The organism is Nocardia sp. NPDC002869, assembly GCF_046764065.1.
Classification (GTDB): Bacteria; Actinomycetota; Actinomycetes; order Mycobacteriales; family Mycobacteriaceae; genus Nocardia; species Nocardia rhamnosiphila.
In genome coordinates, this window is sequence record NZ_JBKOOL010000006.1 from 1 (window position 1) to 22,822 (window position 22,822).

Annotated in this window: 21 protein-coding genes; 7 read left to right on the forward strand and 14 right to left on the reverse strand. The window is 70.8% G+C overall.

The genetic code is table 11. From position 1 onward, the window contains the following. Window positions 1-201: 201 nt before the first annotated feature. Window positions 202-486: a hypothetical protein gene (locus ACLML9_RS01645; protein ID WP_411943772.1), complete on the reverse strand. Its 285-nt coding sequence runs from the start codon at window positions 484-486 to the stop codon at window positions 202-204. Window positions 487-882: 396 nt separating this feature from the next. After that, entirely contained in the window at window positions 883-2,166 is a 1,284-nt protein-coding gene (locus ACLML9_RS01650; RefSeq protein ID WP_411943773.1) for a PucR family transcriptional regulator, read from the reverse strand. Window positions 2,167-2,640: 474 nt separating this feature from the next. Between ACLML9_RS01650 and ACLML9_RS01655 the strand changes: the two genes are divergently transcribed. Further along, a complete protein-coding gene (locus tag ACLML9_RS01655; protein ID WP_411943774.1) occupies window positions 2,641-2,904 on the forward strand; it encodes a hypothetical protein in 264 nt (87 codons plus the stop codon). Window positions 2,905-2,937: 33 nt separating this feature from the next. On the opposite strand, the gene ACLML9_RS01660 is transcribed toward ACLML9_RS01655, so the two are convergent. Continuing rightward, window positions 2,938-3,798: a helix-turn-helix domain-containing GNAT family N-acetyltransferase gene (locus ACLML9_RS01660; protein WP_411943775.1), complete on the reverse strand. Its 861-nt coding sequence runs from the start codon at window positions 3,796-3,798 to the stop codon at window positions 2,938-2,940. A gap of 507 nt (window positions 3,799-4,305) precedes the next feature. On the opposite strand from ACLML9_RS01660, the gene ACLML9_RS01665 reads away from it, so the two are divergent. After that, on the forward strand, window positions 4,306-5,529 hold the full coding sequence (locus tag ACLML9_RS01665) for a serine hydrolase domain-containing protein (RefSeq protein ID WP_411943776.1): 1,224 nt from the start codon (window positions 4,306-4,308) through the stop codon (window positions 5,527-5,529). A 4-nt stretch (window positions 5,530-5,533) separates the two neighbouring features. On the opposite strand, the gene ilvA is transcribed toward ACLML9_RS01665, so the two are convergent. Together ilvA and ACLML9_RS01675 are read right to left on the reverse strand one after the other, a co-directional pair. Next, window positions 5,534-6,892: a threonine ammonia-lyase IlvA gene (gene ilvA, locus ACLML9_RS01670; RefSeq protein ID WP_411943831.1), complete on the reverse strand. Its 1,359-nt coding sequence runs from the start codon at window positions 6,890-6,892 to the stop codon at window positions 5,534-5,536. A 109-nt stretch (window positions 6,893-7,001) separates the two neighbouring features. Then, on the reverse strand, window positions 7,002-7,436 hold the full coding sequence (locus ACLML9_RS01675) for a nitroreductase family deazaflavin-dependent oxidoreductase (RefSeq protein ID WP_411943777.1): 435 nt from the start codon (window positions 7,434-7,436) through the stop codon (window positions 7,002-7,004). 190 nt (window positions 7,437-7,626) lie between these two features. On the opposite strand from ACLML9_RS01675, the gene ACLML9_RS01680 reads away from it, so the two are divergent. Next, complete coding sequence (locus ACLML9_RS01680) at window positions 7,627-7,857, forward strand: hypothetical protein (RefSeq protein ID WP_411943778.1); 231 nt, start codon at window positions 7,627-7,629, stop codon at window positions 7,855-7,857. 138 nt (window positions 7,858-7,995) lie between these two features. Next, a complete protein-coding gene (locus ACLML9_RS01685) occupies window positions 7,996-9,408 on the forward strand; it encodes an amidase (RefSeq protein WP_411943779.1) in 1,413 nt (470 codons plus the stop codon). A gap of 11 nt (window positions 9,409-9,419) precedes the next feature. On the opposite strand, the gene treY is transcribed toward ACLML9_RS01685, so the two are convergent. Both treY and ACLML9_RS01695 read right to left on the reverse strand, forming a co-directional pair. Continuing rightward, complete coding sequence (gene treY, locus ACLML9_RS01690) at window positions 9,420-11,822, reverse strand: malto-oligosyltrehalose synthase (RefSeq protein ID WP_411943780.1); 2,403 nt, start codon at window positions 11,820-11,822, stop codon at window positions 9,420-9,422. A 235-nt stretch (window positions 11,823-12,057) separates the two neighbouring features. Further along, entirely contained in the window at window positions 12,058-12,600 is a 543-nt protein-coding gene (locus ACLML9_RS01695) for a cupin domain-containing protein (protein WP_411943781.1), read from the reverse strand. 29 nt (window positions 12,601-12,629) lie between these two features. Here ACLML9_RS01695 and ACLML9_RS01700 point away from each other — a divergent pair, with 29 nt between their 5' ends. Together ACLML9_RS01700 and ACLML9_RS01705 are read left to right on the forward strand one after the other, a co-directional pair. Then, window positions 12,630-13,064: a MarR family winged helix-turn-helix transcriptional regulator gene (locus ACLML9_RS01700; protein ID WP_411943782.1), complete on the forward strand. Its 435-nt coding sequence runs from the start codon at window positions 12,630-12,632 to the stop codon at window positions 13,062-13,064. Window positions 13,065-13,307: 243 nt separating this feature from the next. Further along, window positions 13,308-14,597, forward strand: coding sequence for an adenosylmethionine--8-amino-7-oxononanoate transaminase (locus tag ACLML9_RS01705; RefSeq protein WP_411943783.1), 1,290 nt, complete (start codon window positions 13,308-13,310; stop codon window positions 14,595-14,597). A 60-nt stretch (window positions 14,598-14,657) separates the two neighbouring features. On the opposite strand, the gene ACLML9_RS01710 is transcribed toward ACLML9_RS01705, so the two are convergent. From ACLML9_RS01710 to ACLML9_RS01740, 7 genes are all read right to left on the reverse strand, one after another. Beyond that, window positions 14,658-16,808 carry a DUF2339 domain-containing protein gene (locus ACLML9_RS01710; protein WP_411943784.1) on the reverse strand — a complete coding sequence of 717 codons (2,151 nt, stop codon included), beginning with the start codon at window positions 16,806-16,808 and terminating at the stop codon, window positions 14,658-14,660. A 95-nt stretch (window positions 16,809-16,903) separates the two neighbouring features. Beyond that, window positions 16,904-17,539, reverse strand: coding sequence for a response regulator (locus tag ACLML9_RS01715; protein WP_411943832.1), 636 nt, complete (start codon window positions 17,537-17,539; stop codon window positions 16,904-16,906). Between the two features lie 116 nt (window positions 17,540-17,655). Further along, window positions 17,656-18,828, reverse strand: coding sequence for a MacS family sensor histidine kinase (gene macS / locus ACLML9_RS01720; RefSeq protein WP_411943785.1), 1,173 nt, complete (start codon window positions 18,826-18,828; stop codon window positions 17,656-17,658). A gap of 20 nt (window positions 18,829-18,848) precedes the next feature. Continuing rightward, entirely contained in the window at window positions 18,849-19,073 is a 225-nt protein-coding gene (locus ACLML9_RS01725) for a hypothetical protein (RefSeq protein WP_411943786.1), read from the reverse strand. A 9-nt stretch (window positions 19,074-19,082) separates the two neighbouring features. Then, on the reverse strand, window positions 19,083-19,814 hold the full coding sequence (gene bioD, locus ACLML9_RS01730; protein ID WP_411943787.1) for a dethiobiotin synthase: 732 nt from the start codon (window positions 19,812-19,814) through the stop codon (window positions 19,083-19,085). After that, window positions 19,811-20,962, reverse strand: coding sequence for an 8-amino-7-oxononanoate synthase (locus ACLML9_RS01735; protein WP_411943788.1), 1,152 nt, complete (start codon window positions 20,960-20,962; stop codon window positions 19,811-19,813). Before ACLML9_RS01735 ends, bioD begins: the two co-directional genes overlap by 4 nt. Before the next feature lie 74 nt (window positions 20,963-21,036). Beyond that, window positions 21,037-21,621 (reverse strand): TetR/AcrR family transcriptional regulator C-terminal domain-containing protein, encoded by a 585-nt coding sequence (locus tag ACLML9_RS01740; RefSeq protein WP_411943789.1) that lies wholly within the window; start codon window positions 21,619-21,621, stop codon window positions 21,037-21,039. Window positions 21,622-21,775: 154 nt separating this feature from the next. On the opposite strand from ACLML9_RS01740, the gene bioB reads away from it, so the two are divergent. Next, window positions 21,776-22,813: a biotin synthase BioB gene (bioB, locus tag ACLML9_RS01745; protein WP_411943790.1), complete on the forward strand. Its 1,038-nt coding sequence runs from the start codon at window positions 21,776-21,778 to the stop codon at window positions 22,811-22,813. Window positions 22,814-22,822: the final 9 nt, after the last annotated feature.

A 22,822-nucleotide genomic window follows, 5' to 3' on the forward strand; every position in this document is an offset into this window, starting at 1 on the left:
CGCCGCCCGAGACCTGTGCGCGCCGTCACCGCCGCCGCTGCCGCACGCGGTCGCCAGCAGGGCGACGGCGACCAGCAGAACGGCGAGCAGCGCACGGGCGCGCGGAACGGGCAGACCAGGCATGATCGACAACCCTAGCGTCCGGCCCGACCCGGTCCGGGCACCCGGGTCGGGTGTGACCGCGGCACCGCGGCCACCGGTTCACCCGGCCGCGAAGAACCGGCGGGGTACCTCGACGAGCATCGTCTGCAGCTGCCGTTCCTCGATCCCGCGATCGAGCACATAGGGGAAGACGTCGTCGAACAGGTGGGTGTAGTGCCACTGCGGCAGGACCGCCGCGCGGGTGGCCGGTTCCATCCCGTCGATATAGCAGCCGGCGTCCTGCGAGAGCACCATGCGCTCGGCGTAGCCGCGGCGCACCATCTCGATGAGGGTATCGGCGCGCGCCTCGAAGGTGGTCTCGAGATTGATCCCGAATCGATCCATGCCCAGGACGATCCGGCGTCCGCGAGTGCGGTCAGATAGGCCAGATCCGTGGGGATCGGCGGTGTCCACGGCACCGCGGACGGTTTGGATCGAGGGCACGGAGACTCCTGGGAAAGGGCAGCGCGCAGCGCGACGACGCCGGCACGACGGATGGGATGGGGTCCGCGAGACCACCCGTGGTGGCCGCGGCCAACCGGTTGCCGGCCAGCCGATTACTCAGGTGGACGCCGGTTTCCGGGGATAACTGAACCTTACGGCGAGGCGGTGGGGCGGACCATATTCCGGCCGCATGAAAGCTCGGCCGGCATTTGTGCGCTCAGCACATGCCGGCGGCGCACTCGGCGAATCGTCCGTCGTGCGCGGAGCATTGCGTCGGCCGGAATCGGTGCCCGTGGCTCAGTTCTGTCCCGGCTCCGATCGCAGTACCGCGGCGCCGAGCAGGTGGGTGGCCTGCAGGGCCAGCCGCGGGTACAGGTCCGCGCCGGGTGCGTCGGTGCTCACGCCGATGAGGTTCAGCGCCTGCCGGACGCGGTACTGGACCGTATTGCGATGGACGGCCAGTCGGGTGGCGGCCGCCGCGTAACTGCGGTTCACGGCGAGGAATACGCGCAATGTCTCCCGCAGCCAGAGATTGCGTTCGTTGTCCACCGCCAGTTCGCCGAGTTCGTCGGCGACGAATTCGCGCAACGTATCGATATCGCCTGCCAGCAGCGCGACCGCCGACACCTCGGGATGGGACAGGACGCGGGCGCCGTGCTCCCCGCCCAGCAGCGCGAGCCGGCGTACCCGGTCGGCCTGACCCGCGGTGCGCCGGAATCCGGCGATCCCGCTGCCGTAACCGCCGAAGGCCGCCCGCACCGGCAGGGCCCGGTCGGAGAGCAACTGTTCGATCGCGGCACTGTCGACGGGTGTCTCGTGCGGGAGGGCGAACCACATCCGGGCCTCGTGTTCGTCCACCGGTACCAGCAGGTTCCCGTGCGCCCGGTCGAACACGGTGGTCAGTGCCGTGCGGAGGTGGTCGAAAACCTCCCCGGCGGTGGCGGGGTCGATATGCGGGTCGGTCCAGGCGTCGATCGCGAGATGCCCGCGGCGGAGCGGATAGTGCAGTACCTGCTCCGCGGCCTCGGTATCGGTGGTGGTCCCGTTGAGCAGCCGGGTCACCCACTGCTGCCGTAGCCTGCCCCGGTTACCGACCCAGCGATCACGTTCCCGTTCGTAGGCGACACCGACCTGCTCGCACACCCGATCGATGTACACCGAGGTGCGGTTGACGATATGGACGATCGCCGAGGTGGTCACCGGGCCGCCGCCGCCGAATTCGATCGCGTAGCGCATACCGGTGTCCAGGAAGCCGGCCTGACCGATCCGGTACGCCCGGATCAACGCCGACGCCGGCACATCGCGCTGGGCGAGGATCCGGGCGTACACCAGGGCCCGCTCCGGCGCCCGGACATCGTCTTCGGCGGCCTCGTTCTGCAGGAACTGCAGGACTTCCATCAAGTTGTCGGTCGTCCCGTCCTCCATCAGTTCACGCAGCCGGGGGTCCTGATCCAGCGCCGGCACCTGCGCGCGCATCATCTGCGACAACTCGTCGACGAATTGGTCGCGGTCCCGGAGGAATGTCTGCGCGACCAGTCCGACCACCTCTTCGGTGCTGTGCGCCGCCTGTCGTTGCTCCACAGTGGTAATGATCGCGCGCGGTCCACCGGCCGGGTGACCGGGCGGGCGGTCGTCCCGGCCGCGTCGGGGACGACCGGTGCCGAACCGGTGTCCCGACCGGCGCGGACGGTTGGAGTCGGCGGACAGGCGGACGGCCGGTGTAACCGGACCACACGCGGCAGTGTTGGGCAGGACCGACGGGTGCGGGGCAGCTGTTATGAAGATTTCCGCCGGTGCGCCCGGATGGTACGACGCGTGCTCTCCGGCGGAACGCGCCGCCACGGTCGCGCTGGCCGCCACCCGCCGGAAGTGGTCGGTGATGTGGTCGGCGGCGGCCGCGACCGGTGTCGTCCTCGCCTGCTATCCGGCGGCGGCCGGTCTGTTGCCGCTGCCCGGGCCGGAACCCGCCGCCCCGCCCGGGGTGTTGTCGTTCGCGATCGGCGCACTCCTGCTCGATCTCGCGGTCTTGGTGGTCGACAGTGTGGTCTGGGGCGGGTGGAGCGCCTGTTCTCCGGGGCGGCGCCGGATGAGGTGGTGCGCCCGTTCCGCTGGCTGCCCACCTCGCTGGTCTCGCTGCGGGGGACCGTCGCGATGCTCATGGTCGGGGTGTACCCGCTCGCGCGATACGGCGAGGCGGGCCTGCGGGGGCTGTCGGCCGCCGATGGGGCGAGCGCCGGCGTGGCGGTGCTGTGTGTGCTGTGCGGTCTGTCGACCCTGTGGCCGAAGGTGATCCTGCGACCGGTCCGGACCGGGCCGTAACGGTGCGGATCGCCGCTACGCCCGGCCGGATGCTCAGTTCAGCGGACTGCGCCGCTCCAGCAGTACCGCGTCGCGCCAGCGGCCTTCGGAGCGGCCGCTGCGCTCCCGGATACCGACGGTGCGGAAGCCCGCCGCGTGATACAGCGAGATACCGGCCCGGTCCTCCGGGAACGCGGTGGTCTGCAGGGCCCGCAGGCCCGCGTCCTCGGCGGCCGTGACCTGGCGGCGGAGCAGGGCGGTGCCGACACCGCGACCCGCGAGTTCGTCGGCGACCATGACGCAACTGTCGGCGACGTCCCGATAGAACTCGTGGCCCGAGACCGGGGTGAGGGCCGCCCACCCGGCGATCCGGCCGTCGGCTTCGGCGACCCAGCGATGCCCGGGCAGCCACTGGCGGTCCAGGGTCTCCCGGTCGGGTGCGTCGGCGGCGCCGACAGCGGGATAGGCCGTCCCCCGGGCGGCGTGGATGGCGCGCACGGGTTCCCAGTCCGCCTCGGTCAGCGCCCGGACGGTGATATCGCCCGGCGGTTCGTCCGGGCAGGATGGCCGGGGGGTGAGCAGGCCCATCACCGCGTCGGCGGTATGCGGCAGTTCGGTGCAGCGGTGTGGATCGACGGTGACGAGGGTGGCAGTGCCCTCTTTGTGTACTGTCACGAACCCGGCGTCGGTGAGCTTGCGGACATGGTGGGAGACGGTCGGCTGTCCGATACCGAGTGCTTCGGCGATTTCGCCGATGTGGATGCCGGCGGGGCTCGTGGCGACCTGGTGCAGTAACCGGACCCGGGTCGGGTCGGCCAGGCAGGAAAACCAGCCTGCGTAGATGGCCGCGTCGGCGACCGGGAGCGCGTCACCGCGCACCTGGTCCCGCACGACCGGCGGTGCCAAGGAGGTCATGGGGCCCACTATATCGACGGAAGATATTCGGCCCGAGAAAGTCGACTTTCCACCGTTTATCCAGTGTCGTCGATATTTCCCCGGGCCGGTATCGCCGGTAACCGCGATTCCTTTCGGGCGCGATTGCCGTTGGTCGGCGCGCAGATTTCGAAATATGCTGTCGATCGAGGGATTCCGTGCGAAAGCGTATCCGCCACCGGTCCGGCCCGGCGTGAGAGCAGAGCGCGGGTGGCCGGATGTGGCGCTTATTCCACGCCGGAGCGCGACCATGAATTCTTTACCGATCTGTTTCCTGTTGTGGATGGAATTGACGCCGGGGTCCGGGGAAGTGTCCACATCCAATTTTCCGGGCAGTAGCTGTCCCGGACGATTACATTCGGATATCCGCGCGACACCGGGCGTGGGGCGCTTCCGGTGGCCGATCTCGGCGGGTCCGGCAGCATACCCGGCCGTATACCGTCCCGGATGGACATTGCCGGAAACCTCGGATGACCTTACTGTGTAAGGATGAGCAGCGTCGCTTATTCCGGCAACGCCGGAGCAGATTTCCGGCGGCTGACGTCCGCATTCACCCGGGTCTACGGTGGCCGGAGGGGCGTAGGTGCGGCGCTGGCGGTGTACCGGCACGGGGAACCGGTTCTCGATATCTGGACGGGGGAGTCCGCGCCCGACCGGCCCTGGAGTCGCGATACCGGTGCGGTGGTCTTCTCGGCGACCAAGGGCATCTCGGCCACGGTTGTGCATCGGCTCGCCGATCGCGGTCTCATCGACTACGACGCCCCGGTCTGTGAATACTGGCCCGCGTTCGGTTGTAACAACAAGGACAAGATCACCGTCCGGCAGGTCCTCACCCATTCGGCCGGTCTGTCCGGTGTCGGCGCGCTGGCGGCGCAGGGTGCCGAACTGCTCGACCACGAACTCATGGCCGAACGGCTGGCCGCCGCCACCCCGGACCGGCTGCTCGGTGTTCCGGCCTATCACGCGATGACCTTCGGCTGGCTGCTCGCCGGACTGGCCCGGGAGGTCACCGGCGTCAGCATGAAGGAACTGTTCCAGCGCGAGGTCGCGATCCCGCTGGGCACCGACGGTGTGCACCTGGGCCGACCGCCCACGGGATCGGTCACCGTGGCGGCCGAGAGCTTCGGCGCGGGCTTCTCCTTCGCCGGTACACCGCGCGGTTCCCGGCTGGTCACCCTGCTGCAGAGCATTCCCGGCGCGCTCGGCGTCAGCAGCCGCTCCCTGTTCATCCCCGGCGCCGAGGCCATCCTGTCCGGCCCGAACCCGCCGGTGCTGGACAGCGAGATGCCGGCCGCCAACGGTGTGTGCAGTGCCAACGGCCTGGCCGCGGTGTACGAACCGCTGGCCTGCAACGGGCTCGCCGGGGGTCGGCGGTACCTGTCCGGCGCCACCGTGCAGGCCATCCGCCGGATCGAACGGTTCCGGCCCGATACCGGGTTGTTCCTCTATATGGGACCGCTGTGGCATCTCGGGTACCACGCCATGCCCACCCTCGGCGCACCGCGCGGGTTCGGCCATATCGGCCTGGGCGGCTCATTCGGCTGGGCGGATCCGGACAGCGGTATCTCGCTCGGTTTCGTGCACAACCGGCTGGCGATGGAAACGCTGGCCGTGGACCAGTCCGCGTTCGCCTGGCTGCTGCCCCTGGTCATGTCCGGAGCCCGCTCGGCCGCCCGGATCGGCCGCGGCGCACCCCGGGAGGCCGCGGCCTGATCACTCAGGTCAGATAGCGGTAGGCCGGGGAACCCGGTTCGAGCCGCTCACACTGGATCGGGGAATGGGCGATCCGGTCCAGCAGCGGTTGCAGGCCGGTGCGTTCGCCCAGTTCGACACCGACCAGCGCGGCTCCGGTTTCCCGGTTGTTGCGTTTGACGTATTCGAACAGGGTGATGTCGTCGTCGGGACCCAGTACTTCGTCGAGGAACCGGCGCAGCGCGCCCGGTTCCTGCGGGAAATCCACCAGGAAATAGTGCTTGAGCCCCTGGTGAACCAGGGAACGTTCGATGACCTCGCCGTACCGGGATACATCGTTGTTCCCGCCCGAGACCACACAGACCACGGTGGACCCGGGTTCCGGGGGTGATTCCAGCAGCCCGGTGATCGCCAGCGCGCCCGCGGGCTCGGCGATGATCCCCTCGCTCTGGTACAGGTCCAGCATGGCGGTGCAGACGGCTCCCTCGTCCACCCGCAGCAACCGGAAGGAGCCGGCGCCGCCGGCGGGGGGCTCGGTCGAGATGAGCAGGGGCAGGGAGCCGTGCGAGACCACCCGCCCGCCGAAACCGGCCACCGCGTCGTAGGGCACCCGGCCGATCCGGCGGACCGCGGCGCCGTCGACGAACGGGTCGACCTCGGGCAGGGTGACCGGCCCGCCCGCGACCAGTGCCGCGGTCATCGAGGCGGCACCGGCGGGCTCGACCGCGAGGATCGCCGTCTCCGGGGCTCGTTCCCGCAGATAGGTGCCGATACCGGCGAGGCACCCGCCGCCCCCCACGGGGACCACCACCAGATCCGGTGTGGTCCCGAGCTGATCGAGGATTTCGGCGGCGATGGTGCCCTGACCGGCGGCGGTCCGGGTGTCGTCGAACGGCGGCACCATGGTGGCGCCGGTGCGCCGGACATCGTCGGCGGCCGCGGCGGCCGCGGCGTCGAAGGTTTCGCCGACGGCGATCAGTTCGACGAATTCGCCGCCGTGGACCCGGATCCGGTCGCGCTTCTGTTTGGGCGTGGTGGTGGGGACGTAGATGCGGCCGGTGATACCCATGGCCCGGCAGGCGAACGCCACGCCCTGGGCGTGGTTTCCGGCGCTCGCCGCGACCACACCCGCCGCGCGCTCGGTGTCGCTGAGCTGGACCACCAGGTTGTATGCGCCGCGCAGCTTGTAGGAGCGCACGACGGTGAGATCCTCGCGTTTGAGGTACACCTGGGTACCGGTGAGCTGCGACAGGCGCGGGCATAGTTGCAGGGGAGTGGGCTCGATAATGTCGGCGATGCGTTTGGCTGCGGCGTCGATCTCGTCCGCGGTCAACGCGGGACGGGCTTCTGGCAGGTGAGTGAGCACATCGGACACCCGCTCCATGCTGCCACCCACCGCGGCCGTAGCGCGCGGCGGGTGGCCGTGTCCTGCACTTTCGTTCATCTGGGCAGCGTGGTCCCGGACTGCCGGAAGCACGCCCGGACCGGTGTCGTCAGCGCGGGGTGAGTACGAAGACCGGGATCTGGCGATCGGTCTCGAGCTGATAGTCGGCGTAGGGCGGGTACGCGGCGACGGCCCGCGCCCACCAGAGCGCCTTCTCCTCGCCGAACACCTCGCGGGCGGTGTAGTCCTTGGTGACGGTGCCGTCCTGCAGTTCGACATGGGGTTCGGCGACCACATTGTGGTACCAGACGGGATGCTTCGGCGCGCCGCCCAGCGAGGCGACGATCGCGTATTCGCCGTCGTGTTCGACCCGCATGAGCGCGGTCTTGCGCAGTTTGCCGCTCTTGTTGCCGACGGTCGTCAGCACCACCACCGGCATGCCCTGCATGGTGGTGCCCTCGGTACCGCCGGAGTTCTCGATCTTCTCGGCCTGCTCGCGGGCCCAGTCGGATGTGGACGGTGCGTATTCTCCGGTCAATGGCATATCCCGGGAAACGTCCCGGACGGGGCCGCTTGTTCCCGGGGCGGTTCGACCTGGCCGGACAGGGCTCGCGCGGTCGCCGGGCCCCCCGGGCCGGCGGCCGCGCGGGGTTTCGCGCCGGACGGCGGAGTATGTGGGCGGGAAGACAAAAGTTCGATGGACCGAACACCACCTCCACGGGTAGCCTGAACGTATGACCGCATCCCCGCTCACCGCCCCGCGCGCCGCCGTGCGCGGTCCGGCGGCCGTGGATATCGCGGGGTCGCGCTGGCCGGTGTACAAGCTGGAGGCGCTGGTCTTGGGACTGCTGGTGTTCCTGGTGGCAGCGGTCGTCCTGGGGTCGGTACAGACCGGGGTGCTGCTGGGGGCGGCCGTGGGCGTGCTGCTGTGGTCCGCCGGGTGGTGGCGCTCGGCGCGCCGTTAGCCGCCGCTTCCCTACGCCACGCCGGGCGCATCGAGCCCCGCCCGGTTCCGCTCCGTACTAGTCTGGGCCGAGTTGAACACACGTCCACTTGGCTCCGGGTCGGATATCCGGATCCCCGAGGTACACGCGAGCCGATTCATGACCGATCGAGTACATGCCTTCACCGACGACGCGCTGGGCGAACACGATGCGGTGGCGCTCGCCGCACTGGTCCGCGCCGGTGCGACGAGTCCGGAGGAACTGGCCCGCGCGGCTTCGGCCCGGGCCGAAGCGGTGAATCCGCGGTTGAACGCGATCGCCTACCGATGCCCGGAGCCGCGACCGGCCACGGCCGGAGACGGCGTGTGGTACGGGGTGCCGGCCTTCGTGAAGGACAACGCCGACGTGGCCGGGGTCCCGAGTTGTTACGGCAGCGCGGCGATCACGGCGCATCCCGCCGGTAAGCACGGCCGGTTCACCGCACAACTACTGAGCACCGGGGTGACAGTCCTGGGCAAGACCACCATGCCCGAATTCGGTTTCACCTCCACCACCGAGTTCGAGCACGGCGACCCGACCCGCAACCCGTGGGACACCGGATACACCGTCGGCGGTTCCTCGGGGGGATCGGCCGCCCTGGTGGCGGCAGGTGTGGTGCCGGTGGCGCACGGTAACGACGGGGGCGGATCGCTGCGCATCCCGGCGGCCTGCGCGGGTCTGGTCTCGCTGAAACCCAGCCGGTTCCGGCACCTGGACAACGCCCAGGCGCGGCAGTTGCCGATCAAACTCGTCTCCGAGGGTGTGCTGTCCCGGTCGGTCCGTGATCAGGCGGCCTACCACGCGGCCGCCGAAGCCTATTGGCGCAATCCGAAACTTCCGCCCATCGGCACCGTCGAGGGACCCGCCACGCGGAAACTGCGGATCGGTCTGCTGACCACGGCGTGCAACGGTCTGGAACCCGACGCCGAGACCCTGGCCGCCGTGACCGCGACCGCCGGGATCCTGGAGAGCGCGGGACACACTATCGAGCCGATACCCTCGCCGGTCTCGGCGGAGCTCGTCGCCGATTTCCTGCAGTACTGGGGATTCCTCGCACAGATGTCGGGCGTCACCGGGAAGCTGAGTCACGGCCGCTCCTTCGACGCCGCCCGGCTGGAGACCTTCACCAAGGGGCTGGCCGCCGCCTTCCGCCGGCGGCTGTTCGCCACCCCGGGTGCGCTGTACCGGCTGAACCGGGCCCGCGCCGACTACGACGCGGTGCTCACCCGCTACGATGCCGTCCTCTCGCCGGTGCTCACCCACACCACGCCCGAGATCGGATACCTGAATCCGGGAGTGCCGTTCGCCGAATCGATCGAGCGGGTGACGAATTTCGTCGGCTATACACCGATCAACAATGTCACCGGGTCGCCGTCCCTCGCCGTTCCGGCCGGTCTCACCGCGGCCGGGCTGCCGGTCGGGGTCATGCTCAGCGGTCCCTACGGTGGCGAACGCACGCTGCTGGAACTGGGTTTCCTGCTGGAAGCGCAGGCGCCGTTCCCGCGGATCGCCGCCGCGTCGACCGGATCCTGACGGCGGCGCGCTCAGCGGACCAGCAGCGCGACCGGAAGGCGGGCGAACAGTTTTTCCGTGCGGGCGCGGTTCTGGAACGTATGCCCGGTGAGACGGTCGGTCCAGGACCCGCCCGAGAGTTCGAGATGGGTATCGCCCCAGCCGGTCTCCCCGATCGCGACACTGTGCCGGGTGACGGCCACGATGATCTCCGGGTCGGCGCCGACCCGGCCCCGGGCGTAGGCGACGAGTTTGTCGGCGTGCTCACCGTGCCCGAACACCGGGGTGTAGGTACCGCCGACGAAACATTCCGGGCGTTCCCGCCGCAACCACAGCGCGTAGGCGACCAGCCACATCTTGGCGGCGCCCGTGATGTCCAGCGGCGGCGTCGTGGTGAGGGTGTGCAGCATTGCGCCCCGGGACCCGAAATCGACCGGGCGGCGATTGTCGGGGTCGACCAGCGAGTCCTCCCAGACCTCGCACCCCTGGTAGATGTCGGGGATCCCCGGCGCGCACAGCTGCAGTAGTTTCTGTGCCAGTGAATCCGACCAGGCGTGCGGGGCCAGATCGTGGGCGAGATCGGTGAGCTGGCGGCCGACCGGCCCGTCGATCACCTGGTCGAGCCAGGCGTGCACCGCGTTCTCGAACTCGGTATCGGGTTCCTCCCAGGAGGTGTGCTCCCCGGACTCGCGCATCGCCTTCTCGGCGAACCGGTGTACCCGGTCGCGCAGACCCGGTACCGAGGGTGCCGGACGCCCGTCGGCCGGCCACATGCCGAACATGTTCTGCAGCAGGAGCAGTGCGGTGGCGCCGTCGGGCGGGGGGAGCTTCTCGAGCCACAGGGTGACCGCACGGGCCCACATGCGGGGGACCTGGGAGAGCACCCCGATGCGGGCCCGCACATCTTCGCCGCGTTTGGTGTCGTGGGTGGACAGGGTGGTCATCGACGTGGGCCAGCGGCGGGCGCGCGAGGCGTTGGCGAGATGGAATTCGTTGACGCTGCGGCCGAAACGCGCCGGGTTGCCGCCGATCTCCTGTAGTGCCACCAGCCGAACCGCGCGGTAGAAGAGAATGTCCTCCACGGCTTTCGCGCCGATCGCGGTGCTCACCTGATGGAACCGGGTGAACGCGGTACCGCCGGCGATCAGCGCGCTCACCAGGACCGCCAGCGGCGCCCGTAGTTCCGCGTTGCGTTTCTCCACCTCGGCGATCACCGCGCTGATCATCCCGTACAGCGGGGTGTAGTCGGCCCGGGCGACGGGCAGGAAGGACAGCACCTCGATGGTGGCATTGGTGAGCGCCATGGTGTCGAAATCGTCGGCGCCCGCGTCGGCTTTGATCGCGGCGACCAGGCGGCGCGTCTCGGGCGCCAGGATGCTCTCCGCGACCGCGCGCTTGATGCGGTGTTCCTTCTCGCCGACCCACACCCGATCGCTGCCGTGCCCGGTGATGTGGCGGGACAACTCGGTGAGGATCTGTTCCCCGGCCGGTTCGAGCAGTACCCCGCCGAAATCGGCGATGCCGTCGTAGCCGGTGGTCCCGTCGATCGGCAGGGTGGGGTCGAGGGGTTCCCGGTTGGCGAGGGTCTTCTCCACCAGCAGCAGTCGGGTGGGCCCGATCAGCTGCCGTAGGCGCTGGAGGTATCCGGCCGGGTTGGCGAGGCCGTCGAGATGATCGACCCGGACACCGTCGATCAGATCGTGTTCGCACCAGGCCGCGAGTTCGCGATGGGTGGCCTCGAACACCGCCGGATCCTCCTGGCGCAGCGCCGCCAGCCCGCTGATCGAGAGGAACCGGCGATACCCGCAGATTCCGGATTTCCAGCTCACCAGCCGGTAGTGCTGTTTGTCGTGGATCCGCAGTGCGTTGTCGCCGTCGGTGCCGGGTGCGATGGGGAAACGGAGTTCGTGCAGCGCGAGCAGCGGTTCGGGGCCCGACCGGTCGACGGTGAGGGCGGCCGGATCGTTCGCGCCGCGCAGGACCGGTAGCGCCAGCCGGCCGCCCACCCCGTTGCCCGGACTCCAGTCGATATCGAAGAACGAGGCGAACTGCGATTTGCGACCGTATTGCAGCACATGCCACCACCACAGGTTCTGCTGCGGATCGGCGACCCCCACATGGTTGGGCACCAGGTCCATGATCAGGCCCATCCCGCGGTTGTGCACCTCGTCGGCGAGTGCCTTGAGTCCGAGCGGGCCGCCCAGCGCGGCGGAGACGGTGGTGGGGTCGGTGACATCGTAGCCGTGGGTGGAGCCGCGCGCGGCCGTCATCACCGGGGACAGGTAGATATGTGAGACACCCAGTTGCTGAAGGTATTCCGCGATGGCGGCGGCCTGGGTGAAGGTGAGTCCGTCCGGGCGCAGCTGAAGCCGGTAGGTGCTGCGGACCGGAGTGGCGCGCGGGTTGCGGCGGAAGCTCGGCGGGTCTGCGGGCATACAGTTCTCGGTCGGGGTCCTGTGGAGCGCGGCGGGTGGAAAGGCGCCGGAGCCGGCGCGGGGATGCGGGGGCTGGCCGGAATCAGCGTGGATGCTCGGCGTCGCCCGATGGCCGGGTGCCACGCGGATAGACCACCGGCGGTATCACTTCCTCGATCAGCGAGTCGGACGCGTCCATGGACATGACATTAGCGCCATTTCGGCGCGCGGATGCCGGGGGTCACTGGCCGATTGCTCAGGTCCGGTCGGCCGGGCCCGTCCAGCGGCGGGCGTAACCGGTTCGCCGGGCGATTGCGGCGAGGCTTCCCAGAGTCGCGCGCTGCAGCCAGGCCGGGATTCCGGCGAGGTAGCCGTCCTGTAGTTCCCACAGCAGGGCGAGTGCCAGCGGATTGCGGGGTACGCCCGAGCGAGTGGTCGCCCCCGCCCGGTCAAGGGCGCTCCACAGCGCGAACATCTCCAGATGCCGCAGCGGTGGGCGGATCTCGTGGTCGAGCACCGTATCGGGTGTGGCGCTATGGAATTCGTGGACGGTGCGGGCCGCCGCGCGCACCGTATCGCCGGGGCCGGCCGTGATCGCGCGGCCGTCGACGCGGAACCCGAGCGCGCCGCGCCGTACCGTCCAGCTCTCGCCGATCACCGGGTGCCAGTGCGGGCCCGCCTGCCGGCCGGGGGTGGGCAGTTCGTGGCGCAGCCGCAGATAGGGGCCGTGCGCGTCGGTGCCCTCGTCGACCACGGTGATGCGGTGACCGTTGCGGAAGGAGTAGACCCGATCTGGCATGGCTCTATTAGAAAGGTTACCTTCTTAATATGTCAACGACCCCGTCGCTGCTGAAACTGCTCACGCTGGCCACCCGGGCCGTCGAGGCGGAACTGAACGACGAACTGCGTGGGCGGCTGGCCGCGGAATTGCGTCCCGCGCACTACGCGGTGTTCCGGTATCTGGATCCGGCGGGCTCGCGGGTGGGGGAATTGGCGGAGGCTGCCGGGATGACCCAGCAGTCGATGGGCGAACTGCTGGGGCAGCTGGAGCGAGCCGGGCTGGTGCGCCGGCAGGTCGATCCGCGGGACCGGCGGGCCCGGCAGGTGGTATGTACCGAGGCCGGACTCGCGGCGCTCGAACTGGCCGGGAAGCGCATCGCGCGGATCGAGGATCGGGTACGGGCGGATGTGGGGGAGGCCGGGATGGCGGAGTTGCGGCGATTGCTGGGCCGGGTGGCGGCGGTGCCGGACGGGGCCGGCTGACCATCGGGGTGCGGGCGGATGCGTTCGGGTGCAGAGTGGCCCGCGGCGCAGGTGCTGTTGGACCGACTGCACGGCGGCCGCATCGAGTGGTCCGTGGGTGGGGCCGTGCCTCCGGCGGCATCGGGTTGCTGCGCGCCGGGGTGTGTCCCTGCTGTGCGGCCCGGTCTGTCCGGGTTGGTAACTTGAACGGCGTTCAAGATTTCGTGCGGCCGGCCGCGGTCGCGCTACGAGTGGAGGATCGCCGTGCTCGCCGCCCCCGCAGAACTCACCGCCGCGCAGATCTCCGACCTCGACGCGCGCTATGTGTGGCACCCCTACGGCGGCTTTCCGCCCAGCACCGAACCGCTGGTCGTCACCGGGGCCGCGGGTACCCGGCTGACGCTGGCAGACGGCCGCGAACTGGTGGACGGGATGAGTTCGTGGTGGGCCGCAGTCCACGGCTACCGGCACCCGGTCCTCGACGAAGCGCTGGTGGCGCAGTCGCGCCGGATGAGCCATGTGATGTTCGGCGGGCTCACCCACGAACCGGCGGCCCGATTGTGCGAACTGCTGGTGCGGCATACCCCCACCGGCCTGGACCGGGTATTCCTCTGCGATTCCGGTTCGGTCGCGGTGGAGGTCGCGGTGAAGATGTGCCTGCAGTACTGGCGGTCGGTGGGGCGTCCGGAAAAGCGCCGGCTGCTGACCTGGCGCGGCGGATATCACGGCGACACCTTCACCCCCATGAGCGTGTGCGATCCGGAAGGCGGGATGCACGCGCTGTGGACCGATGTCCTGGCCGAACAGCTCTTCGTCTCCGCGCCACCCCGGGACTACCGCGACGATTACGTGCGGGAGCTGGAACACGCCGTCGCCCGGCACGCGTCCGAGCTGGCCGCGATCGTGGTGGAACCGGTGGTCCAGGGGGCGGGCGGGATGCGCTGGCACGATCCCCGCTACCTGGCCGACCTGCGCCGGCTGTGTGACGAGCACGGGGTCCTGCTGGTGTTCGACGAGATCGCCACCGGGTTCGGGCGGACCGGCACCTTCTTCGCCGCCGAGCAGGCGCGGGTCGCACCGGATGTCATGTGTGTGGGCAAAGCACTCACCGGCGGATATCTGACCCTCGCCGCCGCGCTGTGCACGAGCGAGATCGCCGAGTCCGTCAGCGCCGCGCACGGGGGACTCATGCACGGCCCGACGTTCATGGGTAATCCGCTGGCCTGTGCCGTCGCGGTCGCATCGGTGGAACTGCTGCTCGCGCGCGACTGGCAGGCGGAGGTGGCCCGGCTCGGCGCCGGCCTGCGCGCGGGTCTGGCTCCGGCGCGGGAGCTGCCGGGGGTGACCGAGGTGCGGGTGCTGGGCGGTATCGGAGTGATCGAGCTGGATCGGCCGGTGGATATGCGGGCGGCCACCGCGGCCGCCGTCGCCGCGGGCGCCTGGATCAGGCCGTTCCGCAACCTGATCTACGCGATGCCGCCCTATATCAGCGACGGCGCCGATATCGCGACCGTCACCGCCGCCATGGTCGCGGCGGCACGCGCGGATTCCTGAACCGGCCCCGGTGGCCGGGTGCCACCGGGGCCGGGTCGCGGGAGCATCCCGGGCCGGGGATCAGTGCGGTGCGGCGGACCCGGAATCGTCTCGGCGGGCACCGCTCTCGGCGAATGCCCGGGCGTAGCGGGTGCCGGCGATGAGCAACAGCACCCCGACCACCAGGAACGCGGTCACCCGGACGAGCCCGTCGAGGGTGGCCAGATCGAACAGGAACAATTTCGCCAACGCGGCGGCCGTGACCAGCAGCCCGGAGCCGAGTGCGACCTTGGCGGCCGTCGGCGTCCCGCCGCTCAGCCGGCGCAGCCCGTACAGCAGGGCGGCCAGCGCACCGGCCATCCAGACAATGGTGGCGATACTGTGGCCGACGACGAATCCGTCGGCGTTACCGGAGATCACTCCGAGCGAGACGGTCGTGGCGGTCACCAGGTAGAGGGCCGCGACGCTGCCGCCGACCCACCGCAGGGTGGTGCGGGAGTCGGTGGATGCGCCGGGATGCCGCGATACGGTGAACCGGCCCGAACCCCACAGTGCCACCGCGACCACCGCGAGCCCGGCGATCGCCGAGGCCGCGGTCCCGGCCGAGAGTTCACGCACGGCGATCCATTCGGTGGACAGGGTGCCCGGACCGGCGACCACCAGGAAGGCGAGCCCGCCGAGGGCGGCGTACCCGGCGCCGAGCGCCGTCGCGACCCGGTTGCGGGTGCGGCCCGCGATCCCCAGGTAGCAGGCGGCGACGAGGAACAGGCCCAGGGCAAGCATCGCCTCGGTGGTCACACCCCAGAGGGTTTCCAGCAGGGCGAACGAACCGGCGACGGCCGCGACGGTGGCGGTATGACCGGGTACGCGGGCGATTTCGCGCACCTTCGGCAGCAGCGCGGTCGCGGCGAGCGACAGCAGGACGACGGCGTAGCCCGACGAGATCGCCGTGGCGGCGGGCCGATCGAACAGGGCGGACGCGGCGAGCAACGGGGTGGTGGCCAGCGCACAGGTCAGGGTGGCCACGATATCGCCGGCGCGGTGCCGCACCACGACGACGGTGCCCGCCAGGCCCACCGCGGCGACCGCGACAGCGGCCACGAGTACCAGCACCTTCCGGCCGGGGTCGTCGGTGCCGATCGCCACGGCGACGACGGCGATCTGGGTGGCGAGTACGGCCGGAACCGTGCGTACCAGATGCAGGAACGGCCAGTCGTACCGGTACTGCACCGGTACACAGGCCAGTTGCAGCACGATCAGGAAGGCGAGCAACGACAGCTCGGTGCTGACGAACGGGGCCAGCACCGCGGCGCCCGCGACGACGAGAACCGCCAGGGCCTGGGAACGCCACTGCACCGCCAGGCCCACCCCGGCCGCGGCGACACCGAGTGCGACGGCGAAGCCCGGTACCGGGTGCAGCCAGTCGTAGATCGTCGTCGTCGCGATCACGTCCAGGTAGGCGCCGGCGAAACCGGTGGCGGCCAGCGCGACCCCGCCGACCCGGCCGCCGGTGCGCCGGTACACCCGCACGCCGGCCCCGACCAGGGCCGCCGAGAACGCCGCCCCGGCGACGACACGGGGGACCGGACCGAAGATACCGGCCTGGGCGGCCAGCACCAGCAGCATCACGACACCGATGAGGGTCACCGCCACCCCCGCCACCGCGAGTAGCCGGCTGATCACGCCTTCGCGCTGCCACCACGGCGTACGCGGCGCGGCCGGTCCGGCCGCACCGCGGCCGGGAGGTACCGGTGGTGGCACCGGTGGCCGGTTCCGGTGGATCGGGTACGCGCCGGCATATCTACTGTGCGGGTGCGGCGGTGGGACCGGCCAGGGCGGCTGCGGTGCGGTGGCCGCGGGGACACCCCAGGGGGCGGGGCCGGGAGGCGCGGGCACCGGGCCGCCGACCGGTGCCGGCGCGGCTCCGCCGGCCTGCGCACCGGGCGTCCCCGCCGCGTCCGGTGTGGCGGCAGGCGAAGGCGACTGCGGCGCGGCGGGTTTCGGCGCGGTGGGTTTCGCGGTGTCCGGTCCCTGTTCGGCCGTCGGCGCGGACACACCGGCGGTACCGGGCTCCGACTGCTGCGGTGTCGCCGCACGTACCTGCCGGTGCAGCGCCTCCAGATCGCGGCCGAGGGTGTTCAGCTGACCACCGAGTGTGGTGAAACCACCGGCGATCGAGGTGAATTCGCCGGACAGGCGGGCGACCAGCGCCGGATCGATCGAAGTCGTCATACCTCGATGGTCGGCGGCCTCCGGGCCGCGCGGATGAGTAGGACTACTCGGGCCGGCGCCGGGATCTACCCGAATCACGCGAAGCTACCGCGGCATCACTCGTCGAGACCCTGCTCGATCACGTAGCGGGTGAGCTCGACCCGGTTGGCGAGCTGTAGTTTGCGCAGGGTGGCCTGCACATGGTTCTCGACCGTGCGATGGCTCAGCTCCAACCGGGTCGCGATCTGTTTCGCGGACAGGCCCTTGGCGACCAGCCGCAGCACTTCGGTCTCCCGGTCGGTCAGCGCGGGCCGGTGCGGGGCGCCGGGATCGGCCGGGGCGGTGGCCATCCGGCGGTACTCACCGAGCACCAGGCCGGCCAGCCCGGGGGTGAACACCGCCTGCCCGGCGGCTGTCGCGCGGACCGCGGCGACCAGTTCCGCCGCCGACGCGCTCTTCACCAGATAGCCGGAGGCCCCGGCCTTCACCGCGTCCAGCACATCGTCGCGTTCGCCCGACGCCGAGAGCACCAGGACCCGGCTCTCCGGGGACACCCGCAGCACCTCGGCGGTGGCCAGCGCCCCGTTGCCGTCGGGCAGTTGCATATCCATCAGCACCACCTGGGGCCGGGTCGCGGCGGCCCGGCGGGTGGCGGCCGCGGCGTCCTCGGCGGTGGCGGCCACCCGGAAACCGGCCTCGGTGAGATCGCGGGACACGCCCTCGCGCCAGATCGGGTGGTCGTCGACCACCATCACCGAAATCGTCTCCGCCGCCTGTCCGCTCACGCCGCCGCTCCTTCCGCGTTCGCGCCGTCCCCATCCTGCCAGAGCCACGGGGCTCGCCGGGGAGCCGAACACGCGGGACAGGTTCAGCCGCGGGGAATACGGAACTCCCATTCGGTGCCCTCGCCGACGGTGGCCGCGGTGAGCAGTTCGGCGGTGCCGCCCAGCGCCGCGATCCGGCCGGTGATCGATCGCGACACGCCCATCCGGCCCTCGTTCTCGGCCTCGGTGAGCCGGCCGGGAGCGATACCGACCCCGTCGTCGCGCACACTCACGATCAGCTCCGTGCCGGTGTCCTCCAACAGCACGAACGCCCGGGCCGCGGGGCCCGCGTGCGACTCCACATTGGCGAGGGCGGCCGCGACGGCGGCGGCGATCTCGTCGGCGGTCCAGCGGCCGAGCCGCACCGGATCGCCCGGGGTCGAGACCACCACGTCCGGCGTGGCGTGCGCGGTGAGCAGGGGGCGCAGGTCGACGGTCGTCGCGTCGCCGCCGGACGCGGCGCCCTGTTCGGAGATGAGCCGCCGCAGCGCGATCTCCTGTTCCCCGGCGAGCTGGGCCAGCTCGGTGGCCGGGCCGCCGATCGCGGTGCCGCGCCGGGTGATGTAGGAGAGGATCTGCAGGACACCGTCGTGCACCTGCCGCGCCAGCCGTTCCCGTTCCTCGGCGGCCGCGGTGAGCCGCACCGCCCGCTGGAGCTGCTCCTGGGCGCGCCGCGCCGTATTCGCGGCCAGTCCCAGCGCCAGGCCCACCGACACCAGCACCGGGGCGGTGGCATCGGCCCAGACGTCCTGGCCCCATTGCTGTCGCATGGTGATGATGGTGGCCGCGACGACCAGGCCCGAGACGACTCCCGCGACGGGGCCGCGCAGAATGGCGGCCGAGATCACCGCGTTCGCCGACCACATGGTGGTGGGCAGGGGCTGATGTCCGTGGTACCAGTCGTAGTCGGCGACCAGCGGTGTCGCCGCGATCAGGCCGAGGACCACGAGATGGTCGCCGACCACCACCAGCGTGCGGGTGCGTGCGGTATCGGGGGTGTGCCACTGGGCGAGCAATAGTGCCGAAACTCCCGACCAGAGCACCATGAGCGCGATGAGAACCCAGCTCAACCGCTGGTTCTCGTAGTACCCCACGGAGGCGACCTGCTGACCCACCGCGTACAGCAGGGTGACCAGCCGGAAGGCCTGTACCGCCCGCCACAGCGGCGCGGTCGCGGCGTCGGCGGGATCGGGTTCGCCGGTCCGGTGCGAGCGCATACGGTGCCTTCCTCGTACGACTACCGACAGGGGAGCGGCGGCCCGGCCGGGTACGCCTGATCCCGGCCCTCCTCGATCGCGCCGAGTTCGCCCGGTCGAATACCCCGGCCGCGTTCGTCGTTCGCCGCCACCCCGACAGGCAATCCTTGCGGCGTCATCCGGGTGCGTACCGTTCCGCCGCCGGCCGGGGCCGAGTAGGTGGCGCGTGGTGCCGTGGTCTCCCGGTGCGTGCGTGTGGTGGCCATATCCGAACTCTAGGGAGCCGAGGCGGCGATCGGTGGGCGGGTGTGCGGCCCGGCACCGGCCGGTCCGAGATACCGCTCGGCCCAGGACCGGTCGAACCAGCCCGGGGCCGCCGCCCGGAAACGCGCCGGACTCCAAGAACCCGCTCCCGCCGGTATGGCACCGACGAGTTCGGCGCCGGTGACCCGCGGCAGGTCCGCGCGGTTGGTCCGGGTCGCGAGGTCGGGATGTTCGGGCCACGAACCCACTACCAGGCCCGCGCATTCCACCCCGGCCTGCCGCAGCGCCCAGGTGGTGAGTTCGCTGTGATTGAGGGTGCCGAGACCGGGAGCGGCGACCACCAGCACCGGGGCCGCCAGTTCCCGGGCGAGATCGAGCAGGGTGAATTCGCCGAGGCGGACCAGCAGCCCGCCCGCGCCTTCCACCAGCACCAGGCCGGCGGATCCGAGATCGGCGATGGCGGCGGCGGTTTCGGCCAGGGTGAGCAGCGGGGCGCCGCAGCGGCGGGCGGCCGTGGCGGGGGCCAGCGGTTCGGGGTAGCGGGCCGGTTCGACGGTCCGGGTCACGCCGGCGAGGGCGGTGACAACGGCGAGATCACCGGGTTCGCCGGGGGCGATACCGGTCTGGGCGGGTTTGCAGACGGCGACCTCGCGACCGGCCGCGACCGCGACCGCGGCCAGCGCGGCGGTGGTGACGGTTTTGCCGACCTCGGTCGAGGTGCCGGTGACGAAGAGCAGAGTCATATCGCCACCACTCCGCCGCGGGCCCGGACGAGAATCGGGGACAGCACGGCGCCGAGGGTGGCGAGATCGGCGGCCGACAGGTCGGCGCGGGCGGTGATCCGCAGCCGGGAGGTACCCTCCGGGACCGATGGGGGCCGGAAACAGCCGACCTCCAGACCTTGTTCGCGACAGGCCACCGCCGCCTCGTAGGCGACCCGGGGGGCGCCCAGCACCACCGGGACGACCGCCGAATCAGGGGTGGGGACACCGGCGATCCGGGCTATCTCGGCCGCCCGGTCCAGCACGCGCCGGGGTAGTCCGGGGTCCCGGCGCAGGATCCGCAGTGCGGCGCGGGCGGCACCGACGGCCGCCGGCGCCAGGCCGGTGTCGAAGATCATGGTGCGGGCCGTATCGATCAGGTGCGCCCGGACCCGCCCGGCGCCGAGGACCACGCCGCCCTGGGCGGCGAGGGCTTTGGACAGGGTCGCGGTCACCACCACGTCGGGTTCGCCGGCCAGGCCGGTCTCGTGGACGAGTCCGCGTCCACCGGCACCGCGCACACCCAGCCCGTGCGCTTCGTCGACCAGCAGTACCGCGCCGTGTGCGCGGGTCACCCGGTGGAGTTCGGCCAGCGGTGCGAGGTCGCCGTCGGCACTGAACACCGAATCGGTGAGTACCAGGGCGCGTTCCTCGCTGCGAGTGGCCAGCAGCCGGCGCACCGCGCCGATATCGCGATGCGGGGCGATCTCCACCCGGGCGCGGGACAGACGGCAGGCGTCCACGAGGGAGGCGTGGCAGCCCGAATCGGAGACGATCAGCGCACCCCGCCCGGCCAGGGCGGTGACAGCGCCGAGGTTGGCGGCGTAGCCGGAGGCGAACACCAGGCCTGCCGCGAATCCGGTGAACTCCGCCAGTTCGGCTTCGAGAAGTTCGTGGTCGGTGGTCGTACCGGTGACCAGCCGTGAACCGGTGGACCCCGCGCCCCACCGGTGCACAGCCGCGACGGCTCCCGCGATCACCTCGGGGTGCCGGGCGAGCCCGAGGTAGTCGTTGGAAGCCAGATCCAGGCCGGTCGCGACGGCCGGGCGCGGGCGTAGGCGCCGTCGTAGTCCGGCGGTCGTGCGCGCGGCGGCGTTGTCGTCGAGCCAGGCCAGTGGATCGGGGGTCACGGGGGAACCATACTTGAACGGTGTTCAAGGTTGTGCCGAGTGTCCCTCGGTCGAGGGTCGCGCGCCCCGCTGTGTCAGCGGATCTCGGCACCCAGGCGGTGCCGGATACCGGCGGTGAACAGTTGCAGGCCGAAATCGAAGCGGGCCGTCGGATCCTCGGACGCGGCGAGGGCGCCGGTCTCCGCGGTCAGGGCGCCGGCGGAATCCATCTGCAGCCGGGACTGTTCGTCGACGGTGTGCCCGAGTACGTAGTACAGCAGCGTGTACGCGGCGAGTTCGGCCTCCGCGCGCGGGATCCCGGCGCGGATGACCGCGGCGGCGAGTCGCTCCCGGCCCTTGCTGGTGGTCAGGCGGGAGGCGTAGGTCGCCGAGACCAGTTCCGCGCCGTCCCGGTAGGTGAGCAGGCAGTCGCGCAGCCGATGGGCGAGTTCGGCGAGTGTCCCCGACCAGTCGCCGGCGCGCACCGGATGCTCCATCGGGGCGAGGATCCGGTCGGCCACGGCGCCGAGTAGTGCCTGTTTGTTCGGGAAATGCCAGTACAGCGCGCCGGGCTGGACCCGCAGGGCGCCGGCGAGCCGGCGCATGGTGAGGTCGGCCAGGCCGTACTGGTCGAGGATGGCGAGGGCGCCGTCCACGACGTCGTCCCGGTGTAACTGCACGGTGCGGACCTCCCGATATCGCTGACTCCTGCTGACGCTACCCCAGCCTGAACGCTGTTCAATCTTTGGCGCTACCCTGTCCTGAACGCTGTTCAAGTTCTGGGTTCCGTACCGACCGGAACCAGGAAAACCTTTCGGACGAAGGGATCCGCCCGTGACACAGGCACCCACCGGGACACCTGATACCGCCGCGACCGCCGAGGACGTGCTGACCCTGGCGCGGGACCAGGTCCTGGAGCGCGGACTCGGGCTGACCCGGGAGCAGATCCTCGACGTCCTTCGCCTCGGCGACGACCGTCTCGAGTCCCTGCTCGAACTCGCCCATGAGGTACGGATGAAGTGGTGCGGTCCCGAGGTGGAGGTCGAGGGCATCATCAGCCTCAAGACCGGCGGCTGCCCGGAAGATTGCCATTTCTGCTCCCAGTCGGGCCTGTTCCAATCGCCCGTGCGCGCGGCCTGGCTGGATATTCCCAGCCTGGTGGAGGCGGCCAAACAGACCGCCAAGACCGGCGCCACCGAATTCTGCATCGTCGCCGCGGTGCGCGGACCCGACGAGCGGCTGATGGCCCAGGTGGCCGCCGGTGTCGAGGCCATCCGTAACGAGGTCGACATCCAGGTCGCCTGTTCGCTCGGCATGCTCACCCAGGACCAGGTGGACCGGCTGGCCGCGATGGGTGTGCACCGCTACAACCACAACCTGGAAACCGCGCGTTCCTACTTCCCGAACGTGGTCACCACGCACAGCTGGGAAGAACGCTGGAACACGCTGCGGATGGTGCGTGCGGCCGGGATGGAGGTCTGCTGCGGCGGCATCCTCGGGATGGGCGAAAGCCTGGAACAGCGCGCCGAATTCGCCGCCGACCTGGCCGCACTCGAACCCGACGAGGTCCCGCTGAACTTCCTCAACCCGCGGCCGGGCACGCCCTTCGGCGACCTCGAGGTCCTCCCGGCCGCCGACGCGTTGCGTGCCGTCGCGGCGTTCCGGCTCGCCCTGCCCCGGACCCTGCTGCGGTTCGCCGGCGGTCGTGAGATCACCCTCGGCGATCTCGGCGCCCGCCAGGGCATCCTCGGCGGTATCAACGCGGTGATCGTGGGCAACTACCTCACCACCCTCGGCCGTCCCGCCGAACAGGACCTGGACCTGCTCGGTGAACTCGAGATGCCGATCAAAGCACTCAACGAAACCTTCTGATCGGCGATG

What these genes read in the sequence shown, in the direction of transcription:
- treY (WP_411943780.1), bottom strand. Translation starts at nt 11,822, where the DNA reads ATGCCCGCAGACCCGCCGAGCTTCCGCCGCAACCCGCGCGCCACTCCG.
- ACLML9_RS01710 (WP_411943784.1), bottom strand. Translation starts at nt 16,808, where the DNA reads ATGACGACTTCGATCGATCCGGCGCTGGTCGCCCGCCTGTCCGGCGAA.
- bioD (WP_411943787.1), bottom strand. Translation starts at nt 19,814, where the DNA reads ATGACTCTGCTCTTCGTCACCGGCACCTCGACCGAGGTCGGCAAAACC.
- ACLML9_RS01675 (WP_411943777.1), bottom strand. Translation starts at nt 7,436, where the DNA reads ATGCCATTGACCGGAGAATACGCACCGTCCACATCCGACTGGGCCCGC.
- ilvA (WP_411943831.1), bottom strand. Translation starts at nt 6,892, where the DNA reads ATGGAGCGGGTGTCCGATGTGCTCACTCACCTGCCAGAAGCCCGTCCC.
- ACLML9_RS01700 (WP_411943782.1), top strand. Translation starts at nt 12,630, where the DNA reads ATGTCAACGACCCCGTCGCTGCTGAAACTGCTCACGCTGGCCACCCGG.
- ACLML9_RS01695 (WP_411943781.1), bottom strand. Translation starts at nt 12,600, where the DNA reads ATGCCAGATCGGGTCTACTCCTTCCGCAACGGTCACCGCATCACCGTG.
- macS (WP_411943785.1), bottom strand. Translation starts at nt 18,828, where the DNA reads ATGCGCTCGCACCGGACCGGCGAACCCGATCCCGCCGACGCCGCGACC.
- ACLML9_RS01715 (WP_411943832.1), bottom strand. Translation starts at nt 17,539, where the DNA reads ATGGTGGTCGACGACCACCCGATCTGGCGCGAGGGCGTGTCCCGCGAT.
- ACLML9_RS01685 (WP_411943779.1), top strand. Translation starts at nt 7,996, where the DNA reads ATGACCGATCGAGTACATGCCTTCACCGACGACGCGCTGGGCGAACAC.
- ACLML9_RS01680 (WP_411943778.1), top strand. Translation starts at nt 7,627, where the DNA reads ATGACCGCATCCCCGCTCACCGCCCCGCGCGCCGCCGTGCGCGGTCCG.
- ACLML9_RS01665 (WP_411943776.1), top strand. Translation starts at nt 4,306, where the DNA reads ATGAGCAGCGTCGCTTATTCCGGCAACGCCGGAGCAGATTTCCGGCGG.
- ACLML9_RS01645 (WP_411943772.1), bottom strand. Translation starts at nt 486, where the DNA reads ATGGATCGATTCGGGATCAATCTCGAGACCACCTTCGAGGCGCGCGCC.
- ACLML9_RS01725 (WP_411943786.1), bottom strand. Translation starts at nt 19,073, where the DNA reads ATGGCCACCACACGCACGCACCGGGAGACCACGGCACCACGCGCCACC.
- ACLML9_RS01660 (WP_411943775.1), bottom strand. Translation starts at nt 3,798, where the DNA reads ATGACCTCCTTGGCACCGCCGGTCGTGCGGGACCAGGTGCGCGGTGAC.